Genomic DNA, 22,942 nt, shown 5'->3' with positions numbered 1-22,942 from the left:
ATAGTAAATATTTTTAGAAGGAGATACTGTATGAGCAAAAGAGAAATGGACAAGATTGTTGATAAGATTGTCAAAGATGCTAAAGATAAGTTAGGTATTGAGCAACCCGCAAAATGTGGAAAATGCGGATTTATTATCTTTGGTGTAACAGTCCTAGCGGGTTTAATTGCCATCATTCTCTACATTAAATCTAAACAAGACGAAGATATCGAAGAATATTACGAATACTTCGACGACGATTTGGATGACGATGAAGACAATATGTATGACGACTTAGACGACGACTTAGATGATGATGTAGAATACCTTGAAATCAAGAATTCTGACGATGGCGATGACTTTGACTTTGATAACGATGAAGAGTAATATTTCGGGAGCTACCAATAATCTTGGTAGCCTTTCTTTTGCAAAAAGTAATATATTGTAAAATAGTTAATTTACTTAAAAGTACGAATTTTTTTAGCGAATTGTATTATAATATAATTAAGAACACACTAAAGGAGTAAAGATGGATAGATTAAAAGAATTATTTAGCAAGGAAATGCTTATTTTATATAAAAAAATAAGCACTCAAATTAGATACAAATCCCAGAATTTACTTAAATATATTAATGAATATGGTGGCTATCAAGCTGCATTAAAATATATTTATACCCCGTCCTATACCCATGATTTTTCGGCACTTTGGGAAGCTGGGCGACTTGATTTATCCATAGAAGTACTACTACTACAGGATAAGTATCAAGAAATTGTATCGTCAGAGATAAGAAAATTTTGTGCCAAGCGTTTAGAGGAATATAATTACAAACCCAAGGAAATCCCTAAAGAAATTCAAAAAGAGCAACCATTACGATTTGCTGATGTAATAGAAGAGGGGAGTGAAAATATGCTAACTAAATCCAATAGTTTTAATGACGTATATTACACTGAACTTGTTAACATTTCTAAAGCACAATGGAAAAATTTATTTCTAAATGACAAGATATTTACTTTAAAGAACAAAGAATTAATTTTGAAAATGTATAACTTAGGCAAAACTAGAATCACGTACGAATCATTGGGTGAAACAAAATATGCTTATAAAGAAATTCTCACAATGCTTGCTAAAAAAATTAAGCCGCATGTTAAAATAGAAGTACCCACATCTGACAAAGGTGAGGCACTCTGGTGGAACATTTTATTATTAGGAAATTTCAAGGATAATCAACATTTTGATTTGGTATTGAATCCGAATTTATACGCAGCTATAAGTGAAATTGTAGGATTTGAAACAAGCGATGAACCTGACGATCGAGCTGCGGCTATTGATCGGGCTGCCGACAGATTGGCTCGCGATGATTCCAGAGACCRCGAYCGATCTGCTGCTATCAACAGGACATATCAAAATGCTATTACCGAAAAAATTTCACACGGTTTTACTGATGATGAGATAACTCCGATTACTGAAAATACTCTGGATAAAAATCTATCTAAGGTAAATACTCTTAGCCAACTTAAAAACAATACTCGACTTTTAAGCCAGGCTGAAAAAAATGCTGTAATTTCCCATAAACATGAAATAGGATCAATAGGGCACATAGATAACAATTTAGATTCAAATAATATTCCTTCACTTAGTTTAGTTCGGGGAAAAAAAGATATATCAAAAGAAAAATCAATTAACCCACCTAAAAAAGGTTTTCTTAATGATGACTTAAACGATGATGAGAAACTCGACGCTTTTGTAGAAGATTTTTTCGCAGACGACAATGAAAATGACGTAGAATTTGAGGAAGAACCAAGTTTAGAAGAACTTGCGCAAATTGAACGAATGCTATCTGGATCTTTTGATACACCAGCATCTTCTGCACTTCAAAAAATGCAACGTAAACCATTCGAAATAAAATCGCCTACCAAAGCTAATGATTTAGAATTGAAAAAGGAAGAAGAAGCAAAAGCAAAATGGAATATCTTAAAACAAGAATGCCTTGAATATTACGGTGCAAGTTGTGAAATTTGTGGAATGGATTATGGATATACCTACGGAGATAAGTTTGAACATTTGATGGATGTATATAACACAAAATCAAAAGAAAAAAATTGGGATAATTTGAATGTAGATCCAGAAAAAGATTTAATCCCTGTATGTCACAATTGTAGTGCAATTATCCATGCCAAAACACCTCATTATAATGTTGAAGAAGTCAAAAAATTTATACAAAACAAATAATTATATTTAGCGGGCGGATATTTTGTATCCGTTTTCTTTTTGTGAATAAAGGAGAGAATAATATGAAAATATTAGAATTAAAAGAATTAGTAAAAACCAGATATTTGAGCATGTATGACATAGTTTATCAAAATAAAAAAGGCAATCAAAAAAGCTGGATGCTCGCAACGCGAAAAACTGCTGCCGAGTTACACAAAATTTTCTTTGAAAAAACCGTAGATGCTGCAGATGCAGTTGTTGTAGTAGCGTTTCATACTGCAAGTAAAAGTTTGGTGTGTATAAAACAATTTAGATTGCCTATAAATGATTATATCTACGAACTTCCAGCAGGGCTTATAGATCCAGGCGAAACTATTTCCACCACTACTGTTCGTGAATTGAAAGAAGAAACCGGATTAGATCTCGATCAAATATTACAAGAGCCATATGGTGATAAATTATATCTGACTCCCGGAATGACAGATGAATCTATTGCATTAGTATTTTGTACCTGTTCCGGAGACGTTTCGACAGATCATTTAGAGCCCGACGAAGATATTACTCCGTACCTTGTTAATAAAGAGCAAGCCAAAGAAATATTAGCAAGCGATACCAAGATGGATGTCAAGTTTTATCTCATTTTAAGTAACTTTATTAATGGAATCTATGATAATTTTTTCAAATAGTGTTTTAAATTCCAAAAAAATGTTAATACTTATAAGAAATAAACTTATAGAGGAAAAAACATGGAAATTCAGATTACCGATTTTAATATTACTCAAACTCTAGAATGTGGACAAATTTTTAGATTTTATAAAATTGAGCCTGATAATTTTAACATTATTGTGCAAGATAAAGTAGTTAATATTTCTCAACGGGAAGACCAACTTTTTATTGAAAATACTACCCTGGATGAGTTTAATTTATTTTGGAAAAATTATTTAGATCTAGATACTAACTATAAAATTATAAAAGACACACTTTGTGAAATAGATATTCATATGAACAATGCCATCCGATTTGGTGGTGGCATCAGAATTTTGAAGCAAGATCCATTTGAAATGCTTATCTCGTTTATCATATCTCAAAATAAAGCAATACCACATATAAAGCAGTGTATAAACAACATCGCTGAGCGTTTTGGACAACCGATTTTTCAAGAAATATCTAGCGAAACTTACTACGCATTTCCAACCCTAGCTCAATTACAAGCAGCGACAATAGATGATTTATCGGAGTGTAAAGTTGGATTTCGAGCTGCCTATATCAAAGATGCTATAGATAAATTAAGCTCTGGAGAAGTTGATTTAACAAGCATAGCCAGTCTGGAAACAGCCGATGCCAGAAAACAACTTATGAAAATTAAGGGCGTGGGCAAAAAAATTGCCGACTGCGTATTACTGTTTGCGTATTATCGAACAGATGTGTTTCCAACAGACGTTTGGATCAAACGTGTAGTAGAAGGATTTTATTTTAATCAAGAAGAAACAAAGCTTGAAGCGATTGATACCTTTGCTAAAAACACTTTCAAAGATTTAGCTGGTTTTGCKCAACAATATTTATTTTTTTATGCAAGAGAAAATAACTTATTCAAAAAAAATGCGAAAGATACTTGACATTTACTGTGATTATATTATAATACAATGGTAATTAGCACTCTTAACACAGGAGTGCTAACAAAGAAATTTTTAGGAGGAATTACAAATGAAATTAAAGCCACTTGGCGATCGTGTTGTTTTAAAACACCTAGAAGCCGAAGAAAAAACTAAATCAGGAATCATTTTAACAGGAGCTGCGAAGGAAAAACCTCAAGAAGCAGAAGTTATTGCAGTAGGACCTGGTACTGTTGAAGATGGCAAAAAAATCGAAATGGAAGTTAAGGTTGGAGACAGAGTAATTTATTCAAAATATTCTGGAAATGAAGTTACTCTCGACAAAGAAGACTATGTTGTTGTTAGTCAAAAAGATATTTTAGCAGTAATAGAATAGTTATATACGAAGGAGAATTTTAACATGGCAAAGCAAATGAAATTTGGAACAGATGCAAGAGTGGCACTACAATCAGGAGTGGATCAACTTGCTAACGCAGTAAAAGTAACTTTGGGACCTAAGGGACGCAACGTTGTTTTAGATAAATCTTATGGTACACCTCTTATTACAAATGATGGGGTAACTATTGCAAAAGAAATAGAATTAGATGATCCGTTTGAAAACATCGGTGCTCAACTTGTAAAAGAAGTTTCTACAAAAACTAATGATGTAGCTGGAGACGGCACCACCACCGCAACAGTTTTGGCTCAAGCCATGATAACAGAAGGACTTAAAAATGTTGCTGCAGGCGCAAACCCTATTATAATTAGACGCGGAATGCAAAAAGCGACAAATACGGCTGTTGAGAGCATTCAGGCACTTAGCAAGCCTGTAGAAAGCAAAAACCACATTGCTCGCGTCGCTGCTATTTCGGCTGGTGACGATGAAGTAGGTGCCTTGATTGCAGACGCTATGGAGCGAGTTTCAAATGATGGTGTAATCACTATCGAAGAATCAAAAACCATGACTACAGAGCTTGATGTTGTGGAGGGAATGCAATTTGATCGTGGATATTTATCTCCTTATATGGTAACAGATACAGACAAAATGGAAGCTGTTCTTGACACCCCTTACGTTTTGATTACTGATAAAAAAATCTCTAACATCCAAGAAATTCTTCCAATATTAGAACAAATTGTTCAAACAGGTGCGAGACTATTAATTATTGCAGAAGATGTTGAAGGAGAAGCTCTTGCGACTTTAGTCGTAAACAAACTTCGCGGAACTTTCAATTGTATCGCAGTTAAGGCTCCTGGTTTTGGTGATAGAAGAAAAGAAATGCTTCAAGATATTGCAACTCTAACAGGTGGTGTAGTGATTTCTGAAGAAGTTGGCCTAAACCTTTCTGAAACTACTGTAGATCAACTAGGTCGTGCAGAAAGCATTAAAGTTAGCAAAGAGTACACTGTTATTGTTAATGGTTCTGGTGAAAAATCTGATATTACGGCTAGAGTAAATTTAATTCGTCGCCAATTAGATGAGACCACTTCAGAATTTGATCGTGAAAAACTTCAAGAGCGTCTTGCTAAACTTGCTGGAGGTGTTGCAGTAATTAAAGTTGGTGCGGCGACAGAAACAGAAATGAAAGAGAAAAAGCTTCGTATGGAAGATGCGTTAGCGGCAACCAGAGCTGCGGTAGAAGAAGGTATCATTCCTGGCGGTGGTGCGGCGTATATTCATGTGTTAAAGGATGTTGCAAAACTTCTCGATTCTACTGTTGCTGAAGAAAAAACAGGAGTTAGAATTATATTGAAAGCACTAGAGGCGCCGTTGGCACAAATTGTTGCAAACGCTGGTCTAGAACCTGCTGTTATTGTAAACGATGTAAAAGCGCTCGAAGATGGCAAAGGATTTAATGCCTTAACCGAAAAATATATTGACATGCTTGAAGATGGAATCATTGATCCTACTAAAGTCGCTAGAAGTGCGTTACAAAATGCTACTTCTGTTGCAGCGACGTTCTTAACTACCGAGTGTATCGTAGCTGATATTAAAGCTGATGAACCTGCTATGGGTGGCGCTGGAATGGGAATGGGCGGAATGCCTGGAATGATGTAAAAATTAAAGCTCCCTGAAATTTAGGGAGCTTTTTTATTTTAGCGATTTGTTTTGCAGATAGTATTTTCTTTTACAACTACTTCTCCGCAATTTTCTGTTTGAATATAAAAATCTTCTGACAAATCTTTTTGCATATTAATAGTATTATTTTGAATAGTAACTTTTTTGAAGCTATAACCGTAGAAAAGAGGACTTTCATCGAGGGAAATTTCATTATTTTCTATAATCATTTCGCCATGATAAAATTTTCCATTTACTTGCTCTTTCATTTTTGGATCAATATCGATAAGAGCCTCTCCCCAGTTGCCATGGTTTTTGCGAGTCAGTTTGTTATTCCTAATAATTAGTGTTGAGATTGCTCCAGATTCGTACCAGTTGCTCATGTCGCTATTGACCTTGATTGCAGAGCCTTCGCTATCTATGATATTGCCTTCTACAATAGTTTCCTTGGTCGAAGTAAGAATTAACCCTCTAGCCCTATTTTTACCACAAACATTATTTCTGAAAATAACTTTAGGGTACATCGACAAATTATCTACGCAGTAAGTTTGCCCTTCTTCAAAATCAAATGCATCTGTTAAACTGACCTCATAGTATTTGTTGTTTATTTTCTTGAAATCTGCAACTGCCGAATAACCCAACTCTAGCATAGTTGGCTGGTCACATATCGAAATTTTATTGCCTTTTAGTAGATTGAAAAATCCATACTGCTGATAGTGAGGTATCTCTAACAATACGCATTTATCGTTAAACACTTTTGCTACTCTCAAATAATTGCCGTGCACGTTAATTACATCATCAAACATACTTTCTAGTTTGCAATTTTCCACAATAACAGTACCTTGGCAGTTTACAAAGTGTGTCGCATCAGTATTGGTCGAGAAGACTCTAGTGTTGCTAGGTGAAATGTCTATTTTGGATACTGTAATATCTTTGGAAAGCTGCGCCACAACGCCCATTGTTCCGGATTGCTTAATTCTTAAATTTTCCACTTTTACTGTATCGCTTCTATCGATTGTCACTGCCGGAACTAACCTTTCTTCGTGCTTAATAGTAAGAATATTTCCTACCATTGGAATTTTTCTAAATCTGCTAAATATCTTAACAACTCCCTCTTCTATTTCTTCGGCCGGCAACCCACCTTGCACACTGTTATCAAATGCGTCTGCAACAGGACGATTGTTGCCTTTGTAAAACTCTAACATCCCCTTTACAAAATCACTCTTATAGTCTTCGCCCATAAATCTTATAGTATTTTGCCTTATTTCATATGGAAATTCAGCTTTATCGATTTTTAAGGTAACCTCGTTTTTAGATGCTTCTAGTACTTCTCCTTGAGATGTAAATGCTCGTTGAAAGTCGATTTCAAAGTTTTTAATAGTTACGTTTTTACAGTTAAAAACATAAAAYGGAAGTATTCTGCCTACGCCGTTTAAGCTAGATCCATTTCCATCGATAACTATATTGTTTTTGTTATATACTGCAAATGCCAGACTTTTTACCCCAGAATCATTATTCGAAATATAGCAAAGTTCATTACGAGCATATGTTGTGCGTAAATCATAGTGCCCCTTTTCGATATTGATGACGGTATCGTCTTCTACCGCTTCTATCAGCTCGTTAATATAGTGTGTGAAATCTCCAAGCCTCGAATTAGCAATCATTTCTTGCGTTACATTTATAGTTTTCATAATCTCCTCCAATATAAATTCCTCATCATCTAAAATCTTTTACAACACTGTATCAATTTCTACTGTTTGTTCTCCAAGCTCTGAAGAAACAGTCAACATCCCTGTCCCTGGCGTGTCTTTTATACTCCTAATAATAACCATACATTTGCCACTCAATGTTTTACAATACGGCTCACCAAATGTTCTTTCATCTGCTTGATATCCGCTATCTGCTGCTATATATTCGATAGGTCCTGTTACAGAAAAGTTGAGTTGAATATCGCTACAAGGACATACGGTTCCTTGCTTATCCACAATAGTACACTTGATATAGCACAATGCGTCTCCATCGGCAAAAATGGAAACTTTTTCCGGTTCAACCAATACGGTAGTGGGTTCTTGCGCCGTCTTTATACACGACTTAATGGAAGGATTGTCAACAGATACCGCTAGCAATTCTCCTGGCTCGTATAGAACTTTCTCCCACACAAATCTGTGACTTTTAGTTTCATCTTTCGAATTCTTTTTGGCAATGCCCAAAGATCGTCCGTTTAAAAATAATTCTACTTTACTACAAGACGAATATGCGTGAACATCAACAATGTCACCTTCCGTCCAATTCCAATGTGGCATCAGATGGATAAACTTTTCATCAGTCCATTTACTCTTAAATGAATATACTCTATCTTTTTCCATACCTGCAGTATCATAAATTCCAAAATATGAACTCCGAGCAGGAAAATGATTGCGATACGGCGTRGGTTCTCCGATATAATCAAACCCGGTCCACACAAACTCTCCAAAAACAAATGGATATTGATCCTGAGCCAAAAATTCTCGCTCATAAGGATATGCCCAATTAGGCGACCCCAGATCAAACGACGATTCTTTTAAGTTTTCTTTTGGCTTTATCGGATGCTCTATAGTAGCCCTTTTTTCAAAATAGCCTCGCGTACTCACTGTTGATCCCGTTTCGCTGCCATACAAAATTACATCAGGATATTTTAGATGCAATTGTTCATACAGATGCGGCTTGTAATTGATTCCAGCTAAGTCGACTTCAAATGCGATACCAGTTCTAAACGCATCCTCTGTCATGCTGAGTCCTGCAGTAGTCGGGCGAGTTGGATCCTCTTGCTTACAAATTCTATGAAGATACCTCGCAACTTTATATCCATCTTCCTCTCTCTGCTCCAAAATTTCATTGCCTATCGACCACATAATGACACTCGGATGGTTTCTATCTCTTCTAATCATATCCACTAAATCTTGCTTAGCCCACTTATCAAAGTGCTTACCATAACCATTTTTAACTTTTTTCATTTGCCACTCATCATAGGCTTCATCCATTACTACAAGACCATACTCGTCACATAAGTCTAACACTTCTGGAGCCGGAGGATTGTGTGCGCATCTGTATCCATTTACTCCCATTTTAATTAGCTTTTCGATTTGCCGTTCTGCTGCATACTTATTAAATGCTGCTCCCAATGCCCCCAAATCATGATGCATACAAATTCCTTTTATTTTTGTGACTGCCCCATTAATTATAAAACCTTTGTTGCTATCAAATTCAATAGTTCTGATGCCAAATCGCGTGCTATAGCAATCAACTTCTTTGCCATCGATAAATATCTTCGCAGTTACAGTGTATAGATACGAATTCCAAATTCCCCAGCACCTATAGCTATTTAATTTAAAAACTTCGTATACACTGTCTATATAACAACGTTTTCGACTAGATCCCACCACCATTCCGTCGCGATCAGTCACAACAAATTCCACTTCTACATCTTGGCTTGGATTCACAATGCTAGCTTCTAGATCGATAAATGCTTTGTTATTTCTAATTTCTGTCGTCACTCTCAGTGGGCAATACGGAAAATAATGATCTGCTTTTTCTACAAGTCGAACTGCACGATAAATTCCTGCACCAGTATACCATCTGGATGAAGTATCTTCGGGCGATACTGATACTGCAAGAGTATTTTCCGCACCAAATTTTACCGCATCAGAGATGTCAACACTAAATGACGAATATCCATACACTCTGCCTTGATATTTGAGGCTGTTAACATAGATCGTGCTGTTGCTCATTATTCCATCAAATTCCAAAAATACTTTTTTAGTATTCGCTTGTACAAAAAACTTTTTTCTATACCATGCTTTTTCGGCTATAGGCAACGCACCTGTTCTTCCAACGTGCACGATAGGTCTAATTATTCCGTCTGCAATAACTTCGCTCACCTGCTTATCATTGTCCGGGTGAAATGGTCCTTCAATAGCATAGTCATGCGGTATTCTCACTTCTCGCCAATTCGCATCGTCAAAATGTTCTAAATGAGCATCCTGTACATCTTCTCGTATAAATTTCCAACCATATTTCATGAACTACTTTCCTCATTTCTTATAAATTTAAATTGCGTATTAAAATATAATCTAGTGTTGCTTAATCTATACTTCTCAATTAGCAACGGACCACAACTACTAGATCCTAGCCCATTCATATCAGAATCGATGCATAAGACAGTGTATGGACTTTCTTCTAATTCAAAGTTATGGCATGTGCGCTCCAGAATTTCTGCACTATAATGTGATGCGTTAAAGACCAGGGAACTGCCTGCTATTAAAATACTATAGGTTTGATCGCTAATTGAGATATATGAACAACCGCAGTGACTACCATTTTCTTGCGGCACAATATAGTCTTCATGCAACTCTGTCACAGTGGCATCAAACTTTCCGTAATAGCTAGAACGACATTTATCGATATAGCTTTCATGCGGGCCTATTCCCAAATATTCAACTTGTTCAAAATTCTTTGCCAAAAACATTCTCACGCCAAATCTAGGTAATACTGGAAATCCATCATCACGTTCGCCATCCATAATAATCGTTAGTACACCATTGTTGTGAACCAGGTATCGAACCTCAAGCGCAATAAAATTCTGGATAGCCAATGCTCCTACACCCATTTTAAAGACCACTTCAGTATATCCTTGCTTTTGCTCTGCAGCACATTCGTATACTCTAGTCGTTACTCTATCATACCCCGCAGTTTTCCAGTGCTGTGCAAATCGCTTATCGTTATCTGCAGGTGCACGCCAAATATTAATTTCTAATGGCTTCTCAAAAAAGCTTTTGCCATCGACTGTAACATTCGTTATTGTTCCCCTTAATTTATCGAATACATATTCGTTGGCATCAGACTTGACCACTAAAATTTTTTCGTCTTCAGATTCCTCAATAATATTTTGCGTACCATCTCCTGCAAAGTTTCGATAAACCGTTTGGATTATATACTGATCAAATCCAAATTCAAATCCCGCAGGCAGCGTATTGGTTGTTTCTGTTTTGATATATTTGAAAATCACATACATATCTGCTGCTATTAATGGCTTTTCTTTCCAATTTAGATCTGCTGCAACGACAGAGATGCTTTCATGCGGTAATATATTTTGATCTATAATGCCTTCTTGCACTTTTTCATGATCCAAAAATAATTCCCACTTGATTTCGAGAATATCTTTTGAATTTAGAAAATCCATGGTGTTAGTAAAGATAAAAGTTGTCTCTTCAGCATCAGCATCTTGAGTCATTCTAATCGGTCGTGCTACATTCTTATATTCAAATAATCCGGTATGCGGCTTACGATTTGGGTAAACTAGCCCATCTATACAAAAGCTGCCACTATGAGGAAACTCTCCAAAATCTCCTCCAAACMAAAACTTCTCCTTGCCCTGTTCTGTCTTTCCTTCATATATCGCATGATCAGACCATTCCCACACAAATCCTCCCGCAAACGATGGGTATTCATAAATCTTTTCAAAATAGTCTTCTAAATCTCCAGGACCATTGCCCATAGCGCAACTGTATTCACAAAGCACCAGCGGCTTTTGCGGATTGTTCTTACAATAGTTTTCGACCTTATCTACCGGCATATACATTCGGCTATAAACATCAATGTTTGAGAGGTCATTGGTATGATCTGGCATTTCATATATGCTACTCTCATAATGAATCACAAAATCACTATCGAGCTCGTGTATATACGCGGCAGCCTTTTCCATATTTGGACCATATCCCGATTCATTTCCAAGCGACCACATTATAACGCAGGGATGATTTTTTTCTCGCACTACGCATCGTTCGACTCTGTCCAAAATGGTTTTTTCATAGCTCGGGTCAGTACATAATAAACCAAATGTCTTGCTTTTAATAATTTGATCATCGTAATTATAATTGGTTCTGCCACCATTATATAGGTGAACGGTATTATGRGTTTCTATATCCGCTTCTGCTATCAAGTAAAATCCATATTCATCATACAGCGCGTATGCCCAAGGCGAATTGGGGTAGTGGCTCGTGCGAATCGCATTGATGTTATGCTCCTTCATCAATTTTAAATCCACTAGCAATTGCTCTTTGGTTATGCAAAAACCTGTATAAGGATCGCTGTCATGTCTATTCACACCTTTAAATTTAATGTTTTGCCCATTTAGATACAGCACGGCGTCCTTTATTTCAATAACTCGAATACCTACTTTTTGCTCGATAATTTCTTCTGCTGAAATAAGCCGCAATGTGTATAGGTATGGCGTTTCTGCAGTCCACAACAGGGCATCTTCCACTTTGATCGTTGCTGCGTCGCTTATCGCATCCGTTTTCAAGAGCGTTCCGTCTGGAGAATAAAGTTCAAATTTCAGTTCCTCCACTACACCAGCATAGTCCTGAATGGTCAGATCTATTGCTGCTACCGGTGCTATTGCCGTTTTGATATAAAAGTCGCGAACGTGATTTGCAGGTCTCTTTAAAAGGTAGATATCTCTAAATATTCCAGTCATTCTAAATTTATCTTGGTCCTCAAAATATGTGCCATCACACCACTTCAAGACCAAAATGCTTATAGTATTTTGACCCACCTTTAAAAATTTAGTGACATTAAACTCACTTGTCGCATGTGCAACTTGGCTATATCCTGCAAATTTTCCATTCACCCATAAATAAAAGCAAGAATCCACACCATCTAAGTTGAGATAGTACAGTTCATTTAAGTCGTCGATCTCAAAAGTTTTAACATATGCTCCACAAGGATTTTCAATTGGTGCATATGGYGGATCAAAAGGAATCGGAATTTCTAAATTAGAATATTGATGCCTATCATATCCCAAAATATTTACGCAACTTGGCACGGATATCGTATCCGCATCTTCCAATATGCCGTCTTTGAGTTCTGTTGGAACATCAAAAATATTGTGAAACCATTTAAATCTCCAATCAGATCCATTCAGGTCAATCAGTCGAGACTCCCCTTCGGGTGTTAGAGGTATATAGTATGCTCTAACTTTTTCAGTTCCAATATGCAATATATCAGGATTTTCATAATATTTATCTAATTTCATAGTTTACATCTCCCATGTAGTTTTAATTGGCGGATACGGTACGCTTTTTATAGTTCCAGCTTCTGGTAATTTTTCTACATCCAGTAAATAATCATTTGTGTCTTTCATATGCTGCAAAACTCGTGCCTTAAGTTCTTCTTTAATATCTTGGTATTGCGCTCTATCCGAAAGATTAACAAGCTCTTGCGGATCGTTTTCCATATCATAAAGTTCATCGATATCTTGCGGAATAAAACTATACTTATATCGCGGCGTCCTCGCAAACCTAATTTCAAAGCTGTGCCCATTATACTTATAATAGTTTCCAAACATAATTTTCTCAGCATCTGGCTGATAGCTTTTGTCTAACATAGGCGTTAACGACGATCCGTTCTCGGCACCAAAGCCGGCTAAGCCAAAAAATGTTTGTGCTATATCCAGCGTTGTTGCATAGTCATCTCGCGCAAAGCCCCCCTGATCTCCATTTAAGTTTGCGCAATATAATAATGGAGTTCGCAAAACTTCCTCGTAGAAATAAGCATCTTTATCAAATCTCGCATGACCGCCTAACATTTCGCCATGATCTGATGTGAAGATCACTTTGGTTGGGCGACCTCCAGAGCATGCTGCGGCCTTATCTAAAATTTCTCCGATTAATGCATCCATCATTGTAATACATCCATAGTATGCGGAGATGGTCTTTTGCCAGTTTTCTGCTGTAAAATCGTCCGTCGCCACACTAGGCCACCAATTTCGAGAGTGAAACCACGGCTTGTTAAAAAACGTATCTGTTATATTTTCTGGAAGCGCCATTTCTGCCGGAGGATACATACTGAAATATGGCTCTGGCAATATACTCGGAAAATGTGGCCCAACGAATGATGCGGTAAGGCACCACGGCTGATCCTTATTTGCTTCTAAAAAATCCAACACTTTTGTAGTTACTTTATGCTCGTATCTATTTTCTACGCTATCAATTTTGCCATAAAACGGAAGCTTGTTGCCATTTTTTTCCGGAACAAACCTTTCTCCTCTGTCTTTAATCAGCTGACCTCTTTCTGTTACGAAGGGAATTCCATTCATATGCTTTGCGCGGTTTCCTTCTTTTCGGCATATATCAAAGTCGACGCCGCTATTGCTCCCATCCCAATCTAGCCCCAGATGCCATTTCCCAAAGTAGCCAGTTTTACGCCCGCTCTTAGCCATAGCATCAAGCCACGTAAACGCATTGCCAGGAAGATACTCCTGAGAGCTCCCCCCCACATCGCAATTGTCAATAATTCCACTTTGATGCGGATAGAGACCCGTGAGTAGGCTTCCTCTTGCTGGTGTGCAAAGTGGCGTCGTAGTAAATGAATTTTTAAAGTCTACAGATTTTTGAGCAAGCTTATCTAAATTGGGAGTTTTAACAACTGGATGATTGCGATATCCCATACAATCTGCACGCCATTGATCTGTAAATATAAATAACACATTTTCCATAAAAACTTCCTTTCTAAAAAACCTCCCCGTCTAAGAGGAGGCATCATTTTAATTAAATAGCAATTCAAATTTAAACGTAATATCTGTATCTGTGATTGCATATGGTTCGTATAATTTTGCTTGACCGCAGCTGCTAGAGCCRATGCCGGCATTTTTATAGTCTATACACATAGTCACAAAGTCTTCTTCTTTCAATTTAAAATTATGCGATGTTTGAAAGAGCTGTTCTTGCGTAAAGTTTGATACGTTAAAACAAAAGTCTTTGGATGTTACCTCCACCTGATGCGTACCATTGGATAATTTTAGGTAGGTTGCACCATACCTACTACCATGTTCTTGGGGCACAATATAGTCTTCATACATATCCGCAACTTTATCTTTGTATTCGCTGTAGATGCAGTAATTATGCTTGTCGATATAGCTCTCATAAGGTCCGTATGCCTTATATTGAATATCCTGGAAAGATTTATCCAAAAATAATCTCACACCAAAACGCGGTAGCTCTGGAAATACTGGATCTTTTTTGGCGTGAATACTAACTTGGATGTCACCTTTGTTTGTGATTGTATATTCAGTTTCTACTTCCATAATTGCTTGCAAAAATACTGCGGTAATCAAGAACTTAAATTTAATCATTGTTTTATTTTTGACTTCTTCGTAGCTGCTATCAAGCATTTTGATGACAGTTCTGTTGTATCCGGCTTTTTTCCATTCTGCGATGATTTTGCGGTCATTATCTGTTGCTGCTCGAAAAATATTATAGTCTAGCGGTTTTGCCAAATAGGTCACATTATCTTTTGTAAACTTTTCTAGTGTACATTTTAATTTATCAAAGTTTGCAATGAAGGTATCGTTTTCTACTATAAATTTTGTATCTGTTTCTGTAACCGTAACTTTTCTGCCACCTAATGCTTTAGCAATCTTGGTTTCTACCTTATTTAAAATGATTTGATCAAAGCCAACATTATAATTAAATGGTATCAAGTTGGTTGCGGTCTTAGTATAGTACGAAATAATCAGATAGTTATCGACTGCCTTGTGCTCAGTAAATTCAAACAGCAATTCTTTTTGCTCATGCGGCTTTAGATCAAAGCTATCATACGTTTGCGTCTTCACTTCTGCATTGTCTATATATTGCGTTACAACAATTGTATAGTAATCTTTAACATTTACAAAGTCTTGCTGATTGGTTAGCCAAATTTTATGATCCTGCAACTTAGCTCGAATCGGACGATGCACATTCTTAAACTCTAGCAAATTCGTCTTTGGTTTTCTATCTGGATGAAGTAGCCCATCTAAACAAAAATTTCCAGCATTTGGGAAGTCTTTGAAGTCGCCRCCGTAAAAATATTTGTCTTTGCCATTCGCTTCTTTGCCCATATAAATTGCATGATCATTCCACTCCCAAATAAATCCCCCCATATACGTATCAAACTCCAGCATTGTCTGATAGTATCGCTCAAGGTCTCCATTGCTATTGCCCATTGCGTGGCTATAYTCACACAGCACGATCGGCTTCGCTACTACATCTTTTTCACAATAGGCTCGCACATCATCTGGTGAAATATACATTCTGCTATACACATCAATATTGGTTAAGTTGTTGTTATACCCCACCTTTTGATACACACTGCTTTCATAGTGAATCAATGCGGTCGGATCAAAATCTTTAATCCACTGAGCACATTTTTCGAGGTTGGGACCAAATCCCGATTCATTGCCTAAAGAATACATAAACACACACGGAGAGTTTTTCTCACGAATTACACATGCTTTGATYCTATCTAATAGTGCTTCGTAAAAACGAGGATCGTGGCATAACATTCCAAATGTGTAGTCGTCAACCAACTCTATCTTGCTATTATACAGATGCCCACCGCCATAGATTTCGCAAGTATTATGGGTTTCTATATCTGCCTCTGCCATAACATAAAATCCATACTTCGAATACATTTCATATGCCCACGGTGAATTTGGATAATGACTCGTTCTAATAGCATTAATGTTATTCTCTTTCATAGTTTTTAAGTCGGCAAGTAGCTGATCGCGGGAAATAGCAGCCCCTGTATATGCACTGCTATCGTGCCTGTTGGTACCTTTAATTTTAACAGTTTTCCCATTTATATATAGAACAGCATTTTTGATTTCGACTTTCTTAAAACCAATTTCTATCTGAATGATTTCGTTATCGCCAATCAATTTTAAAGTGTATAAATTTGGCTCTTCTGCATTCCACAACTTCGGATTTTTAATTTTAAATGCAGTGTCATGCCCCTCATATACAACCTCATTTTTATATGATACTTCCACTATGAGGTTTTGCGGCTTGCCATCCCATTCAATTTCTATATTTACATCCACTTGCTTCATGGATTGAGCAACATTTTGTCTTACAGTAAAATCTCGGATATGCTCCTGCGGCCTTTGCACAATATATACATCCCTAAAAATTCCAAACATTCTAAATTTATCCTGGTCTTCCAAAAATGTTCCATCGGAATACTTCAATACTAATACAGCAAGTACGTTACCCCCTGCATGAACATATTTTGTAATCTCAAACTCGCTTGTTGCATGTGCCACCTGGCTATACCCTACAAACTCCCCATTGATCCATACGTAAAAAGCGCTGTCCACCCCTTCAAAGTTTAAAAAATTTCTCAGCTTAACTTGTTCCGATGTCAACTCAAACGATTTTACATACGCTCCCGTTGGGTTTTCATCCGGAACATATGGCGGTATAAACGGAATCGGCCCTTTCACATTGGCATACAAATGCTTATCATACCCCAACATATTTAATGAGCTCGGCACCGGAATTAAATCACAATTTTCCAGCACTCCTTGAGCAAAGCTCTCATCTACTTCATATGGATTATTATAAAACTTAAACTGCCAATCTAAAGAATTAAGATATTGACACCTTGGCAGTTGCTGCCTATTACGCGGAATATAATATGCTCTATGCGGCGTTGTATTTACATGCAGAATATCCAAGTTTTCATAATATTTCTCAAGCTTCATATTTAGTCCTCATTTCATTATAATAATAAATATAGGGGAGCGCAATTTCACTTCCCCATAAATCACTTTTATTTAAATCAATGGTGTTCCAACATTCCAAATTACATCATGATATGGTATCGCCTTATACATTTCATTGATGATCAACATCAGCCCCTGCATTTTAGCCGCAGCATATGGCTCCGCATTCCATAAATTATTGATCTCTAGAGGATCTTCGCTCAAATCATAGAGCTCTCCATAATCACGATCTACATATGATACAGTTTTAATATTATTATTGATGATACCCTTAATATTCCCAGCTTCCATAAATATATAAGGTCTCTGTTTAATTTCTTCGCCAGTATAATATTGCGTATAGCCAAAGTCAGACATATCCTTAGGTATCGGAATCCCCGCAGCATCAAGACAGGTCGCCGCAACGTCTATATTTAACACTTCGTCTTCTACTTTTTGACCGCAGTAATCCTTAATTGGCGGCTTCACAAACAATGGCACCCGCATTAGGCTGTTTGTCAGACACTGCAGCTTTTCCACCATTCCAAAATCACCCATAAAATCACCATGATCAGACGTAAATATTATCATAGTATTATCATATAAGCCTTCCGATTTGAGTGTGGCTACCACCTCTCCAATTTTTTCATCAATTAAAGTCAGATTCGCATAATATGATCGCTTGCTACGTTGATATTCCTCAAGCGTATAATCTTTAAGATAAATATTAGCGTAGGAATCCATTTCTCTAAAGTGCTTTGGCTTTTGCTCCAAATCCTCATATTTAGTTTTTGGAATCACCATATCTTCTAACTTATACATATCGGCATACTTTGTGCCATCCAAATCATACGGGTGGTGCGGTCCCGAAAATGATAAATTTAAGAACCAGGGTTTATCTTTCGGCAATTTCAAAATTTCCTGCTTACCTTTCTCACCCAAAAAATAATCGATGTGAAACTTAGTATCTGCCAACCATTCTCCACCACTCATAGACGTCTTTTTGTATAGYTGATTTGGCGATACCTTATTTTGTGCCAGATATTTTATATACTCTCCCATCAAACTAGGATTATATCCTGGCGAATGCCCATCAACCAAAATCTCTTTGTCAAACCCAGTATCGATCTTAGACTCCGCAAAGTGCAGCTTACCAACTAGCTCTGTAAAATATCCATTCTCTGCCAGCATTTTCACAAATGTTTTTTCCGTTTGCGGAAGCCTTGTCTTAAATGTCGGACAGCCACATTCGCTAGGCATTTTTCCTGTCATAATTGCAGCTCGCGACGGAATGCATGAGGGATTTGAACAATACGCATTCTCAAAGAAAACGCTCTCCTTAATCAATTTATTTAAATTTGGTGTTATGATCAAATCGTTATCAATCGTATCAAATCTTTGTTGATCTGTCATTATAAACAGAATATTAGGCTTCATCGCTACCCCCTTCTTTTGATCGACAGCCGCTTAACATAATAGTACTCTTCTAAGCTATATAGCGAGCAGTCTTTGCCAATTCCACTCTCTTTGAGCCCTCCGTGAGGCAAATTAAAATCATACAAAGGTTCGTTGATCGAGACGCTTCCCGCTTCAATGGCAGAGCCCAATTCTAATGCGCAATCGAGGTCTTTCGTATAGACATATGCTGCCAATCCATACTCTGTATCGTTTGCAAGAGCCACAATGTCGTCGCTATCATCAAATGGAATTATCGACATAATCGGTCCAAACACTTCTTCTTTATATACACGCATTTCGTTGGTTACTCCTAGCAAAACTGTAGGCTCAAAGAAATATCCAACCCCAGTCCGCTTTCCGCCTGCTAACAACTTTGCTCCCTTTGCAATCGCATCTTCTGTAAAGGCTACCATCCCCTGTGCGTATTCCTCAGACGCAATCGGTCCCATCAATACTTCATTGCTATCATCGCCAACCTTAAGCTTTATCTTTTTAACAAATGCCAAAACCTCTTCCACAAATTCATCTGCTACATTCTTATGAACAAATACACGATTTGGCGAAACGCATACCTGTCCCGCATTACCATATTTGAGATCGCTAATCTCTGCCGCCGCTTTTGCAACGTCCGCATCTTTGCAAACTACTGCCGGTGCATTGCCCCCCAATTCGAGTGAGTAATGTCTTAGATAGTCCGCACTGTCGCGGATTACAGATTTTCCTGCTCTACTAGATCCGATCATAGTCATCATTTTGGGAATCGCACTTTTGTTCATAACCGGTGCCACAACTCCAGATTTRCCAGCAATGATGTTGATAACTCCTGCAGGAAAATGCTTATTCGCTATTTCACCGATTTTGAGTGACGTTAGAGGTGTGAGGGATGACGGTTTCAAAACGCAAGTACATCCAGATGCAAGGATCGGCCCCAACTTGTATCCCAAATTTAAAATCGGAAAGTTAAATGCTAGATACCCAACAACAACTCCAAGAGGTACGTGATCGATAATATTTAGATGCGAGTTAGTTCTGTTGGAAATTGTTTTGCCATAGAGACGTTTATTTTCCTCGTTAAAAAAGTATAAGCAGTCTATTAACATTTCATAGTCATATGTTGCGTTATTAAGAGGCTTTCCGGTTTCTAGCATCAGCAGCGCCACCAACTCATCTTGTACTGAAATCAAATCTGATCTAAATGCTAAAATGACCTTTTCTCTCTCCGCAATAGAAGCCTTGCTCCAAATTTTAAACGCCGCATCAGCTGCCACTAAAGCCTCTTCACATTGCTCCGAAGATACGCTCTTAAACTCAGCAAGTACCTCGCCTGTTGCAGGGTTATAAACCTGCTCTGCTACACCGGTTCCCTCTACTATTTTTCCATTAATTGTCATAAAATACATTTCATACACCTCATTTATATTTTAGTTGTTTGCTGCCCTAAATATTTTATTACCTTGTGCGGCCCGAAGATGCTCTGTCATTGCATCACGCGCTTTTTCGCCGTCTCGCTCCTTAATGGCGAAGTAAATTTTTCTGTGATAATGAAATCGTTGCTCTATTGGAGAAACATCTTGCGAATGTATAATGATCAAATCTTCCATTACGTTAGAATACGCATTTACCAGACTTGCAAATACCTGATTTTGAGATATCTGTGCCAACTTAATATGAAAATTTAAATCTGCAGTATAATAAGCATCATCCATTTTTTCGGCTGTCTCCATCAAAAAAAGATAGTCATTGAGCTCCTTTAAATCTGCAGTGCTTCTAAGCTTTGCCGCGCGTTCTGCACCATATGGCTCGAGCAACCTTCTAATTTCGAACAGGTCCTCGAGCACATTACTTTGCTTTGCAATCATATCTGAAATCGACATCGACACTACATTTATGCTATTGTCCACAATTTTTAAACCTTTGCCATGAATCCTAGACAAAAATCCTCGCACTTCTAAGCTACGCACAGCTTCTCTAACTGTTGCTCGAGACAACTCCAAATCCTTTGCGAGCTGCCCCTCACTTGGCAAAAACCCATTTTCATTATACTGTCCATCTATAATCAACTTTTTGATATATTCCTGTGCAATATCTACAGATGTCATTTTCTTGGCTTTCTTCATTTTACATCTCCTTTTCCATTATTACGCTTTCGCAAACCAAATATTCATATCGCACAACTCTCTGTTTGCCCACGCATAATACGGTATCATTTTTAATGTTGTATCCTCGCCCTGCGTTTTCACCTCATAATACAAATCCGACTGTTGCTCAATATGCTTTGCCATAACTTCTAATGTTACAACTCCTCCTAGCAGGTCTTTCTCATATGTTGCCGTTACGGGCTTATCCACATATAAATACATTTCATCTAGGCTATACTGATTATCTACGCCTTCTGCTGCATAAACTACAGGCCCTCTCATAACGCAAACCATTCCACGATCGCTTTCTACATGCGGATTTGCTTGCATAAACTTAACCCGCATAGGCAATTCAATATTTAATATATCTCCAGAATTTACCACTGCTTCAAAGTATCCAGCTGTTACCGCATCACCATTTACTGCGGGCGCATCACACCAAGCCGGAATGCGAATCTTAATCTTTTGGTTAGTTGCTCTTGTAACTTCAATTACAATTTTTTCTTCATACGGATAGTTTGTTGTCATTTTTATTTCCATATGCTCATCTTGATAGTCGCAGCTCGTGAACATATTGACATATAACGCATCGTCGCCTCTTCCATAGACCCATCTGCCAATCCCGGCTATCGTTCGTAATAGTTGTGGAGGGCAACACCAACAAGTATACGTATGCCATCTTCGAGATGATTTATGCTTATACTGTGCCCACTCTCCAGGAATCGGTTCATCTTTTTTAAACGTCAGCGGATTTGAATAAAAGTATCTTGTCAGCTCTAGGTTTGATCCCGAGATTCCTGCGTTATACATAATTCTTTCTGCCATATCCCCATACTTGGTATCTTCTGTAACTTGTAACATTCTCAACGCCCACATGGCTGCACCGATATTAGCGCAGGTTTCGTTATACGCAATTTTGTTTGGCAGCTCGTATGCTGTTCCATGAGATTCGTGAGTTAGGCTTCCTCTTTCTGAATGCCCCACAAACGTTGCGTTGGTTCCACCGGTAATATAAATTCGCTTGGAGATTAGGTCGGTATATATTCTTTCTAATGCTACCAAAAGCTCTGCCTCGCCAGTGATCGCATAAACCTCTGTGGCCCCACTATACAAATAAGAAGAAGTTACCGCATGCCCAGTCGCCATAGTCTCTTTTCGCAGAGGTACCAACGATTGATTTTGATCTGTTGCAAAGTTTCCAGCCTTCTTAACTTTTCCGGTTGGATCAGCTCGTATACCATCTTTTTCCATTTCACCGCTCATTCCACGCATATTCACAAAGATTTCTGCCAATTGATATTGCTTTTCAATACCAGTGACATGATACAAGTCGCACAACCCCATAATCTGGCTAGGATTAAAGCCAAAGTTGAGAAGCTCTTTAGGGTACGATTTAAATACTTCATACAAATAGTCTGCTAACTTATTTGCAACACCGATTAATAAGTCATCGCCAAATGCATCGAGATATGCTACCGCAAATGTAAATAGGTGCCCCATATTATATAGCTCGTGAAAGCCATAGCGTTCCCATCTGCCTTTATCTGTTAGCGTGATTTGTGTACAAATGTATCCATCTTCCTCTTGCGAGCGAGCAATCAAATCTGCATACTTCGCAACCAAATCTTTAACTTTCTCATCTTTAGTTGTTTGATAAATATAGCAACATCCTTCTAAAAATTTGTAGCAATCTCCGTCAGACCAATGCGCACCAAAGAATTTTTCATCAGACTCGCCCGCTGCTATTGCAAAGTTAATTAACCTCGCCGAATTGGTTGGATTTAATAACGCATCCATCATACTGTCGATAATTTCTTCATAGTTTTCGGTACGCTTACCCCAAAAGCCATCTGTTAATTTACTATTATTTAAACTTGCAAATTCAAATTTTTTGGCCATTTTATATTCTCCTTTTATTGAGGCTCTCCACATTTTGAAGAGCCAAATTATTAA

At 37.6% G+C, this 22,942-nt stretch carries 15 protein-coding genes; 6 read left to right on the top strand and 9 right to left on the bottom strand.

The genetic code is table 11. The annotated features are described in order from the left end of the window. Positions 1-30 precede the first annotated feature (30 nt). The 6 genes from EPU_RS11550 (at position 31) to groL (ending at position 5,836) form a co-directional block, all read left to right on the top strand. Positions 31-366, top strand: coding sequence for a hypothetical protein (locus EPU_RS11550; protein WP_010167167.1), 336 nt, complete (start codon positions 31-33; stop codon positions 364-366). 142 nt (positions 367-508) lie between these two features. Beyond that, on the top strand, positions 509-2,209 hold the full coding sequence (locus EPU_RS04495; RefSeq protein WP_029488020.1) for a hypothetical protein: 1,701 nt from the start codon (positions 509-511) through the stop codon (positions 2,207-2,209). Between the two features lie 62 nt (positions 2,210-2,271). Continuing rightward, positions 2,272-2,874 carry an NUDIX hydrolase gene (locus EPU_RS04490; protein WP_010167163.1) on the top strand — a complete coding sequence of 201 codons (603 nt, stop codon included), beginning with the start codon at positions 2,272-2,274 and terminating at the stop codon, positions 2,872-2,874. A 60-nt stretch (positions 2,875-2,934) separates the two neighbouring features. After that, the gene (locus EPU_RS04485; RefSeq protein WP_010167162.1) at positions 2,935-3,804 is read left to right on the top strand and encodes a DNA-3-methyladenine glycosylase family protein; all 870 of its coding nucleotides are present in this window, start codon (positions 2,935-2,937) and stop codon (positions 3,802-3,804) included. Positions 3,805-3,892: 88 nt separating this feature from the next. After that, a complete protein-coding gene (gene groES / locus EPU_RS04480) occupies positions 3,893-4,177 on the top strand; it encodes a co-chaperone GroES (protein ID WP_010167161.1) in 285 nt (94 codons plus the stop codon). 24 nt (positions 4,178-4,201) lie between these two features. Continuing rightward, complete coding sequence (groL, locus tag EPU_RS04475) at positions 4,202-5,836, top strand: chaperonin GroEL (protein WP_010167160.1); 1,635 nt, start codon at positions 4,202-4,204, stop codon at positions 5,834-5,836. A 38-nt stretch (positions 5,837-5,874) separates the two neighbouring features. On the opposite strand, the gene EPU_RS04470 is transcribed toward groL, so the two are convergent. The 9 genes from EPU_RS04470 to EPU_RS04430 form a co-directional block, all read right to left on the bottom strand. Further along, positions 5,875-7,527, bottom strand: coding sequence for a glycosyl hydrolase family 28 protein (locus tag EPU_RS04470; protein ID WP_010167159.1), 1,653 nt, complete (start codon positions 7,525-7,527; stop codon positions 5,875-5,877). Positions 7,528-7,566: 39 nt separating this feature from the next. Beyond that, the gene (locus tag EPU_RS11545) at positions 7,567-9,894 is read right to left on the bottom strand and encodes a glycoside hydrolase family 2 TIM barrel-domain containing protein (protein ID WP_010167158.1); all 2,328 of its coding nucleotides are present in this window, start codon (positions 9,892-9,894) and stop codon (positions 7,567-7,569) included. Next, complete coding sequence (locus EPU_RS04460; protein ID WP_010167157.1) at positions 9,891-12,908, bottom strand: glycoside hydrolase family 2 TIM barrel-domain containing protein; 3,018 nt, start codon at positions 12,906-12,908, stop codon at positions 9,891-9,893. The genes EPU_RS11545 and EPU_RS04460 overlap by 4 nt, the downstream gene beginning before the upstream one ends. Positions 12,909-12,911: 3 nt before the next feature. Then, a complete protein-coding gene (locus EPU_RS04455) occupies positions 12,912-14,369 on the bottom strand; it encodes a sulfatase-like hydrolase/transferase (RefSeq protein ID WP_010167156.1) in 1,458 nt (485 codons plus the stop codon). A gap of 48 nt (positions 14,370-14,417) precedes the next feature. Next, the gene (locus EPU_RS04450; RefSeq protein ID WP_029488019.1) at positions 14,418-17,393 is read right to left on the bottom strand and encodes a glycoside hydrolase family 2; all 2,976 of its coding nucleotides are present in this window, start codon (positions 17,391-17,393) and stop codon (positions 14,418-14,420) included. 72 nt (positions 17,394-17,465) lie between these two features. Next, positions 17,466-18,830, bottom strand: coding sequence for a sulfatase family protein (locus tag EPU_RS04445; RefSeq protein WP_029488018.1), 1,365 nt, complete (start codon positions 18,828-18,830; stop codon positions 17,466-17,468). Positions 18,831-18,832: 2 nt separating this feature from the next. Then, the gene (locus tag EPU_RS04440) at positions 18,833-20,251 is read right to left on the bottom strand and encodes an NAD-dependent succinate-semialdehyde dehydrogenase (protein WP_010167152.1); all 1,419 of its coding nucleotides are present in this window, start codon (positions 20,249-20,251) and stop codon (positions 18,833-18,835) included. 21 nt (positions 20,252-20,272) lie between these two features. After that, on the bottom strand, positions 20,273-20,968 hold the full coding sequence (locus EPU_RS04435; protein ID WP_010167150.1) for a FadR/GntR family transcriptional regulator: 696 nt from the start codon (positions 20,966-20,968) through the stop codon (positions 20,273-20,275). Positions 20,969-20,989: 21 nt separating this feature from the next. Further along, a complete protein-coding gene (locus tag EPU_RS04430) occupies positions 20,990-22,888 on the bottom strand; it encodes a glycoside hydrolase family 127 protein (protein WP_010167148.1) in 1,899 nt (632 codons plus the stop codon). Positions 22,889-22,942: the final 54 nt, after the last annotated feature.

It is taken from the genome of Candidatus Epulonipiscium viviparus, assembly GCF_000171335.1.
Classification (GTDB): domain Bacteria; phylum Bacillota; class Clostridia; order Lachnospirales; family Cellulosilyticaceae; genus Epulonipiscioides; species Epulonipiscioides viviparus.
This window is presented reverse-complemented; position numbering and strand designations above follow the sequence as displayed.